Raw genomic sequence first — 7,387 nt, 5'->3', positions numbered from 1 at the left:
GCCAGGTCGCCATGAATGGCGACCCTACAGGTGTTTCGGGTGCGCATTTATGCGCACCTGGTTACGCCACCATCGACAATTTAGGCATTAAAGCTTCTAAACAGCGCCTTCTGTTTTAATAAACGAATTCCCAGCCAGGCACCGCACAGCGAGAGCAGCAGCGCGCCGCCGATCGGCAAGGCGATCCACAGCGTCCAGTCTGGCTGCCACGGGAAATCGAAGATCTTGCGCTGCAAGCCCCACAGCGCCGCTTCCGCGCCCAGCGCTGCCGCAATCCCCGACACCACGCCCAGCAGCGCAAACTCGCACCACAACGTACCGCGCAGCAGGCGCTTGCTGGCACCGAGCGTGCGATAGACCACCAACTCCTGCCGACGCTGACGCATGCCGACCTGAATCTGCGCCAGCAGCAGCAGCACGCCACACACCGTGACCAGCACCACCATCACTTCCAGCGCCTGACTCACCTGCGTCAGCACCTGACCGATCTGGCGCATCATGCTGCCGATATCCAGCAGGCTCAGCGTCGGGAATGCGCGATTAAGTTGTGCCAGCAGCGCAGGATTGCTCGCCATGCGGAAGCTGGTCAGCCAGGTTTGTGGCTGTTGATCAAGCGCGCCCGGCGGGAAGATAAAGAAGAAATTCGGCCGCAGACTTTCCCAATCTACCTTACGCAAGCTGGTGATTTTGGCGCTGAACTGCTGGGTGTCGCCGCTGAAGGTTAAGGTATCGCCGAGCTTCACGCCCAGACGATCCGCCAGCTCCACTTCCATCGACACTTCACCGGCCTGCGGCGGCCAGTTACCGGAAATCAGCGGATTGTGATCCGGACGCTCTGCTTGCCACGTCAGATTGAGTTCGCGATTTAGCGCATTATCCAGCTTGGGATCGGCCTCTTTACCGTTCAGTTCGGTTAGGCGCGCACGCACAATCGGGTAGAAGGTTTCCGGTTTAAGCTGATGCTCGCTCAGGAAGTCGCGCACCTGCGGCACCTGCTCTTTGGTGATGTTCAGCAGGAAATAGTTCGGGCTATCCGGCGGCAGTTGCTGTTGCCAGCGATCCAGCAGATCGCCGCGCATCACCAGCAGCAGCGCCAGCAGCATAAATGACAGCGAAAACGCTGCCAGCTGGCTGAGCGTCATTGCCGGTTGACGCAGCAGACGGTTAATCGCCAGCCGCAGTGCCAGATTGCGTACCACCAACCGACGCAGCAGCAGCAAGGTGCCCCAGCCGAGTAACGCCAGCAGCAGCGCCAGCATCACCACGCCCGCCAGCAGCGCCCACAGCATTTTGCTGCCGCCCATCAGCAGCGCCAGCAAGCCAATCACCACCAGCGCCATCGCAGGTAGATAGATGCGCAGCGGCCAAACGTTCGCCACCGCATCCCGGCGCAGTACGCGCAGTGGTTGCGTCGCCATCAGCAGGCGATACGGACGCAAACCCACCAGCAGCGAAATCACAAACATCGCGCCAATCGCCCACAGCCACGGCCAGAAACTCGCCGCAGGCAGCGCGCCCGGCAGCACCGGCTTCAGCATCAGCAGCAGAATCATTTCAATGCCCTGCCCCAACGCGCTTCCGACAATCGCCGCCAGTAGCAGCACCGCCAGCCACTGGCCGATAATCAGCCGCTGCAGCGCCTTACGGGTTGCGCCCAGGGTTTTCAGCACCGCCACCAAATCGTAGCGGCTGCGGCAGTAATGACTCATCGCCACCGCCACCGCAGCAATCGCCAGCATCAGCGTCAGCAAGGCCGAGAGCAGTAAAAATTGCTGCGCGCGCTGCATCGAGCGACCCAGCGCATCTTCCGAGTTATCGACGCTGATCCAGCGCTGATCGGCTTTTAGCTGTGGTTCGATCCAGCTGTCATAGCGCGCCAGCGGTGCCGGGTCGCCAGAGAATTTATAGCGCCAGCTCAGACGACTACCCGGCTGCACCGCGCCGGTTTTCTCCACGTCAGCCAGATTCATCAGCAGACGCGGCGCGGTCTGGAATGGATTGAAGCCGCCATCCGGCTCCTGAATCACTTCACCGGCAATGCGCAGCGTGGTGTCGCCGACATCCACGCTATCGCCCACTTTCAGATTCAGTAGCGCCAGTAAACGCGGCGCGGCCAACACCGTGCCCGCTTGTGGACGCAAGCCTGGCGGATCGGTTTGCAGCGTGCCAAACATCGGATAGGCATCATCCACCGCTTTCACGTCCGCCAGCTGCGGCGTCTCTTGCGCAAACGTCATGGTCATAAAGTGCAGCTGACTGCTGACCGACAACCCTTCGTCACGCGCTTTGTTCAGCCACGCCTCAGGCGCGGGTGAAGTGGTGCGCAGCGTGCGATCGCCCGCCATAAAGTCGCGGCTCTGCTGGCTTAAGCCTTTTTCCATACGGTCGCTGATCGAGCCCAGCGCCAGCACGCAGGCCACGGCTAAAGTGAGCGCCATCCAGACAATCAGCAGCGAGGGCGAACGCCACTCGCGCCAGAACCAGCGCCAAATCATGACTCCTCCCACAACTTGCCGTCACGCAGCCGTAAGCGGCGGTCGCAGCGCGCCGCCAGTTGTTCGTCGTGCGTCACCAGAATCAGCGTGGTGGCAAAATCGCGGTTGAGGGAGAACAGCAGATCGGCGATGCGATCGCCGGTTTTACGGTCGAGGTTGCCGGTAGGTTCATCGGCAAACAGCAGGCCGGGACGGCCGCTAAAGGCACGCGCCAGCGCCACACGCTGCTGCTCGCCGCCAGAAAGTTGGGCCGGCAGATGATGCAGACGATCTTTCAAGCCCAATAAAGTAAGCAACTCCACCGATTGCGCACGGCTTTCGCGATCGCTGTCGCCACGCAACAGCGCCGGAAGTTGCACGTTTTCCAGCGCGTTCAGCGTCGGCACCAGCATAAATGATTGAAATACAAAGCCGACTTCGCGTGCGCGCAACGCCGCTCGCTGCTCTTCATTCATGCTGTGCAGCGGCTGGCCAAGCAGATGCACTTCGCCGCTGCTGCCGTCATCCAGTCCGGCCAGAATGCCCAGCAGCGTGGATTTTCCAGAGCCGGACTCGCCAATCAGGGCGATTGTCTCAGCTGGTTTGACAACCAGCTCAACTCCGGTAAGGATGGTCAGCTGATGCTCTCCCTGACCGACGGACTTAGTAAGATGATGAACTGCAACAATGTTTTCCGCTGGCATTATCCCTTCCTGTTGTTATTGCTTCTGCTGGTGTCCCGACTCGCCGCCGCCGATACCTTGCTGGTATTGGGCGACAGCCTGAGCGCCGGGTATCGCATGTCGGCCACGGCGGCCTGGCCGAGCCTGCTGAATAAAGAGTGGCAACAGCAGCCCAAAGTGGTGAACGCCAGCATCAGCGGAGATACCGCAGGACAGGGGCTGGCGCGTTTACCGGGCCTATTAAAACAGCATCAACCCCGCTGGGTGTTAATCGAATTGGGCGGTAACGATGGCCTGCGTGGTTTCCCGCCGCAGAATATCGCCGCCGATCTCACCAAAGTGATCGACGAAGTGAAAGCCGCTAAGGCGCAGCCGCTGCTGATGCAGATTCGTCTACCGGCCAATTATGGACGTCGTTATACGGAGGCGTTTAGCGCGATCTATCCGCGCCTGGCACAGCAGTACGACATTCCTCTGGTGCCCTTCTTTATGGAGCAGGTCTACCTGAAGCCGGAGTGGATGCAGCAGGATGGAATTCACCCCAATCCGGATGCACAGCCGTTTATCGCCAACCTGATGGCGACCGAACTGGCTCCGTTAGTAAAGCATGATTAATGCAGACGTGTGATTTTTAACGGGTAAAAAAATGCAAAGAACAATTCTCATCACCGGCTGCTCAAGCGGCATTGGTTTGGTCGCCGCGAATGACCTTTTATCGCGCGGCTATCGCGTGCTGGCCGCCTGTCGCCGCGCCGACGATGTGGCGCGCATGGAAGCGCTGGGATTTATTGGCGTGCAGCTGGATCTGGATGATGCTGCCAGCGTCGATGCCGCCGCCGACCGCGTGCTGGAACTCACCGATCATCGCCTGCACGCGCTGTTTAACAACGGCGGTTTTGGTCAATATGGGCCGCTCAGCAGCGTGTCGCGTCAGCAGTTAGAAAAGCAGTTTTCCACCAACCTGTTTGGCACTCATCAACTGACCATGCGCCTGCTGCCTGCGCTGCAAGCCAGCGGCAACGGACGCATCGTCAATACCAGCTCGGTGCTGGGACTGATCTCTACGCCGGGTCGCGGCGCTTATGCCGCCAGCAAATGGGCGCTGGAAGCCTGGAGCGATGCGCTGCGTCTCGAAGTGCGCGACTCAGGCGTGCGCGTCAGCCTGATTGAGCCAGGCCCGATTAGCACTCGATTCACCGATAACGTGCATCAGGGCCAGCAGGATAAACCGGTGCGCAATCCGGGCATCGCCGCGCGTTTTACCCTGCCGCCAGAAGCGATTCTGCCGAAGCTGCGCCACGCGTTAGAGAGCAAACATCCGCGTCTGCGCTATCCGGTCACGCTGGTCGCCTGGGCGATGAGTCTGCTTAAACGTCTGTTGCCAGGTTGGATACTGGATCGCATTTTGCGCAGCAACTAAGCTGCAACGCAGAATCAAACTTGAACCGGGGCAGCTTGCCCCCATATCCTCAACACACTTTCTGACAAGAGACGTATTCATGTCACACGCTTTGATTATCGACATCAACGAATCCAATCTGCAGCAGACCTTAGAACAGTCGATGCAGCTGCCGGTGCTGTTCTACTTCTGGTCCGAACGCAGCCAGCACTGTCTGGAACTGACGCCGGTGCTGGATCGCCTGGCGCAGGAGTATGCGGGTCAGTTTATTTTGGCGAAGCTGGATTGCGATAAAGAGCAGATGGTGGCATCGCAGTTTGGCCTGCGCTCCATTCCAACCGTTTACCTGTTCCAGAACGGTCAGCCGGTGGACGGCTTCCAGGGACCGCAGCCGGAAGAGGCGATTCGCGCCCTGCTGCAAAAAGTGTTGCCGCGTGAAGAAGAGGTTAAAGCGCAGCAGGCGATGCAATTGATGCACGAAGGCAAACCGCTGGAAGCGCTGCCGCTGCTGAAAGACGCCTGGCAGCTGAGCAACAAAAACAGCGAAATTGGTTTCCTGCTGGCGGAAGTGCTGATCACCCTGAACCGCAGCGACGAAGCAGAAACCGTGCTGGATGCGGTGCCGTTGCAGGATCAGGACACGCGCTATCAAAGCCTGGTTTCGCAAATCGACCTGTTAAAGCAGGCCGCCGACACACCAGAAATTCAGCTGTTGCAGGAGCAGTTAGCCAGCGATCCAACCAATGCTGAGCTGGCTGCTAAACTGTCGTTACAGCTGCATCAGGTTGGCCGCAATGAGGAAGCGCTGGAGTTGTTGTTCAGCTTCCTGAAAAGCGATCTCAGCGTCGGTGACGGCCAGGTGCGTAAAATGTTCCAGGAGATTTTGGCCGCACTCGGCACCGGCGACACCCTCGCCACGCGCTATCGCCGCCAGCTTTACTCGCTGCTGTACTGATCGGTACCGCGCGTTAAACGGGCCGAACGACTCGGCCCGACAATCTGACAGCCAGGAGGTTATATGTTAACGGTCATTCCCGTCATCATTGTGCTCGCACTCGTTACCGTGTGGGCCGGTGTAAAAATTGTTCCACAGGGCTATCAGTGGACGGTAGAACGCTTTGGCCGTTATACCAAAACGCTGGCGCCCGGCCTCAATCTGCTTGTACCGTTCATGGATCGTATTGGTCGCAAAATCAATATGATGGAACAGGTACTCGACATCCCTTCCCAGGAAATCATCTCTAAAGACAACGCCAACGTCACTATTGATGCAGTGTGCTTTATCCAGGTTGTCGATCCGGCGCGCGCCGCCTATGAAGTCAGCAATCTTGAACTCTCGATCCTCAATCTGACCATGACCAACATCCGCACCGTGCTCGGCAGCATGGAGCTGGATGAGATGCTGTCGCAGCGCGACAACATCAACACGCGTCTGCTGCATATCGTCGATGAAGCCACCAATCCGTGGGGCGTGAAAATCACCCGTATTGAAATCCGCGATGTGCGCCCGCCGCAGGAATTGATCGCCGCGATGAATGCGCAGATGAAGGCGGAACGTACTAAGCGCGCCGACATCCTTGCCGCCGAAGGCGTACGCCAGGCGGCGATTTTGCGCGCCGAAGGCGACAAGCAGTCGCAGATCCTCAAAGCCGAAGGTGAACGCACCTCCGCCTTCCTGCAAGCCGAAGCCCGTGAGCGTCAGGCGGAAGCCGAAGCCACGGCGACGCGCATGGTTTCCGAAGCGATAGCCGCCGGTGATATTCAGGCGGTGAACTACTTCGTGGCGCAGAAATACACCGACGCGCTGCAAAAAATTGGCGAAGCCAACAACAGCAAAGTGGTGATGATGCCGCTGGACGCCAGCAGCCTGCTCGGTTCAATTGCCGGTATCAGTGAGTTGCTGAAGGAGAGCCGGACGGAGCGCCGACCATGATCCTGATGGAGCTGATTGCGCATCCACACTGGTTCTGGCTGACGTTGGGCGGCCTGCTGCTGGCCGCCGAAATGCTCGGAACCAGCGGTTATCTGCTGTGGAGTGGCTTGGCCGCCGTCGCGGTGGCGCTGATCGAATGGTTGTTTCCCATTTCATGGACCAGCCAGGGCATTGTGTTTGCGGTGATGACGCTGCTCAGCGCGTTTTTCTGGCATCGCTGGATGCGCTATCGCGAATCGTCGCAGGTCGCTAACACGCTTAACCAGCGCGGCAATCAGTTAATGGGGATGCAGCTGACGCTGGATAACGCGCTGAAAAATGGACTTGGTCACGTGCGCATCGGCGACAGTAGCTGGCGCGTGCAGGCGGATAGCGATCTGCCTGCGGGCACGCCAGTGATTGTCACCGGCGTGGTCGGCATCACACTGATGATTCAGCCGCGCTTTCCATCGGCGTGATGGCAGCAACCGGCCAGGTGATTGATGATCGGGCACTCGGCGCTGTCATCGCCCGGGCAAGCCTCCGCCAGCTCCAGCAAGCGCGCGCGCATCGCATGTAACTCTTCAATGTGCGCAGCAATCTCGTCGGCTTTCTGCAAGGTGCGCGCTTTCACATCGGCGCTGTGCCGCGCGGGATCGTTGAACAGCGTCACCAGTTCACGGCACTCTTCCAGCGTAAATCCCACCTGACGCGCCTGACGCAGCAGATTCAGCTCATCAATATGGTGCGCTGCGTAATGACGATAACCATTGTCACTGCGCGAGGGCGGCGTCACTACGCCCTTCTCTTCGTAGAAGCGAATCGCTTTGCTGGTGAGTCCGGTTTTTTTTGCCACATCGCTGATGTTCATTTTTCCCCCTTGACCTTCCATTCAGGGGAAGGTTTAGGCTTTAGTTCT

At 58.9% G+C, this 7,387-nt stretch carries 8 protein-coding genes; 5 read left to right on the top strand and 3 right to left on the bottom strand.

Features of this window, described 5'->3' with window-relative positions; translation table 11 throughout:
* Window positions 1-80 precede the first annotated feature (80 nt).
* Window positions 81-2,495, bottom strand: coding sequence for a putative ABC transporter permease subunit YbbP (gene ybbP / locus RTM06_RS02040; protein ID WP_312179599.1), 2,415 nt, complete (start codon window positions 2,493-2,495; stop codon window positions 81-83).
* Window positions 2,492-3,178, bottom strand: a complete 687-nt coding sequence (ybbA, locus tag RTM06_RS02035; RefSeq protein ID WP_008103831.1) for a putative ABC transporter ATP-binding protein YbbA — start codon at window positions 3,176-3,178, stop codon at window positions 2,492-2,494. The genes ybbP and ybbA overlap by 4 nt, the downstream gene beginning before the upstream one ends.
* Here ybbA and tesA point away from each other — a divergent pair.
* The 5 genes from tesA (at window position 3,146) to RTM06_RS02010 (ending at window position 6,947) form a co-directional block, all read left to right on the top strand.
* On the top strand, window positions 3,146-3,772 hold the full coding sequence (tesA, locus tag RTM06_RS02030) for a multifunctional acyl-CoA thioesterase I/protease I/lysophospholipase L1 (RefSeq protein WP_176971305.1): 627 nt from the start codon (window positions 3,146-3,148) through the stop codon (window positions 3,770-3,772). The two genes, ybbA and tesA, sit on opposite strands and share 33 nt — an antisense overlap.
* A 31-nt stretch (window positions 3,773-3,803) precedes the next feature.
* Window positions 3,804-4,577 (top strand): SDR family oxidoreductase, encoded by a 774-nt coding sequence (locus RTM06_RS02025; RefSeq protein WP_061717430.1) that lies wholly within the window; start codon window positions 3,804-3,806, stop codon window positions 4,575-4,577.
* Window positions 4,578-4,656: 79 nt separating this feature from the next.
* The gene (locus RTM06_RS02020) at window positions 4,657-5,511 is read left to right on the top strand and encodes a co-chaperone YbbN (RefSeq protein ID WP_008103837.1); all 855 of its coding nucleotides are present in this window, start codon (window positions 4,657-4,659) and stop codon (window positions 5,509-5,511) included.
* 63 nt (window positions 5,512-5,574) lie between these two features.
* Window positions 5,575-6,489: an SPFH domain-containing protein gene (locus tag RTM06_RS02015; RefSeq protein WP_312179593.1), complete on the top strand. Its 915-nt coding sequence runs from the start codon at window positions 5,575-5,577 to the stop codon at window positions 6,487-6,489.
* A complete protein-coding gene (locus RTM06_RS02010) occupies window positions 6,486-6,947 on the top strand; it encodes an NfeD family protein (protein ID WP_008103840.1) in 462 nt (153 codons plus the stop codon). The genes RTM06_RS02015 and RTM06_RS02010 overlap by 4 nt, the downstream gene beginning before the upstream one ends.
* On the opposite strand, the gene cueR is transcribed toward RTM06_RS02010, so the two are convergent.
* Entirely contained in the window at window positions 6,923-7,339 is a 417-nt protein-coding gene (gene cueR / locus RTM06_RS02005) for a Cu(I)-responsive transcriptional regulator (RefSeq protein WP_110865662.1), read from the bottom strand. The two genes, RTM06_RS02010 and cueR, sit on opposite strands and share 25 nt — an antisense overlap.
* Window positions 7,340-7,387 lie beyond the last annotated feature (48 nt).

The organism is Pantoea sp. CTOTU46764 (genome assembly GCF_031974595.1).
GTDB classification, from domain to species: domain Bacteria; phylum Pseudomonadota; class Gammaproteobacteria; order Enterobacterales; family Enterobacteriaceae; genus Pantoea; species Pantoea trifolii.
Note: the sequence above shows the minus strand (reverse complement) of the source record. Positions and strands in the feature narration are given on the sequence as shown.

What these genes read in the sequence shown, in the direction of transcription:
- ybbP (WP_312179599.1), bottom strand. Translation starts at nt 2,495, where the DNA reads ATGATTTGGCGCTGGTTCTGGCGCGAGTGGCGTTCGCCCTCGCTGCTG.
- tesA (WP_176971305.1), top strand. Translation starts at nt 3,146, where the DNA reads ATGATGAACTGCAACAATGTTTTCCGCTGGCATTATCCCTTCCTGTTG.
- ybbA (WP_008103831.1), bottom strand. Translation starts at nt 3,178, where the DNA reads ATGCCAGCGGAAAACATTGTTGCAGTTCATCATCTTACTAAGTCCGTC.
- RTM06_RS02025 (WP_061717430.1), top strand. Translation starts at nt 3,804, where the DNA reads ATGCAAAGAACAATTCTCATCACCGGCTGCTCAAGCGGCATTGGTTTG.
- RTM06_RS02020 (WP_008103837.1), top strand. Translation starts at nt 4,657, where the DNA reads ATGTCACACGCTTTGATTATCGACATCAACGAATCCAATCTGCAGCAG.
- RTM06_RS02015 (WP_312179593.1), top strand. Translation starts at nt 5,575, where the DNA reads ATGTTAACGGTCATTCCCGTCATCATTGTGCTCGCACTCGTTACCGTG.
- RTM06_RS02010 (WP_008103840.1), top strand. Translation starts at nt 6,486, where the DNA reads ATGATCCTGATGGAGCTGATTGCGCATCCACACTGGTTCTGGCTGACG.
- cueR (WP_110865662.1), bottom strand. Translation starts at nt 7,339, where the DNA reads ATGAACATCAGCGATGTGGCAAAAAAAACCGGACTCACCAGCAAAGCG.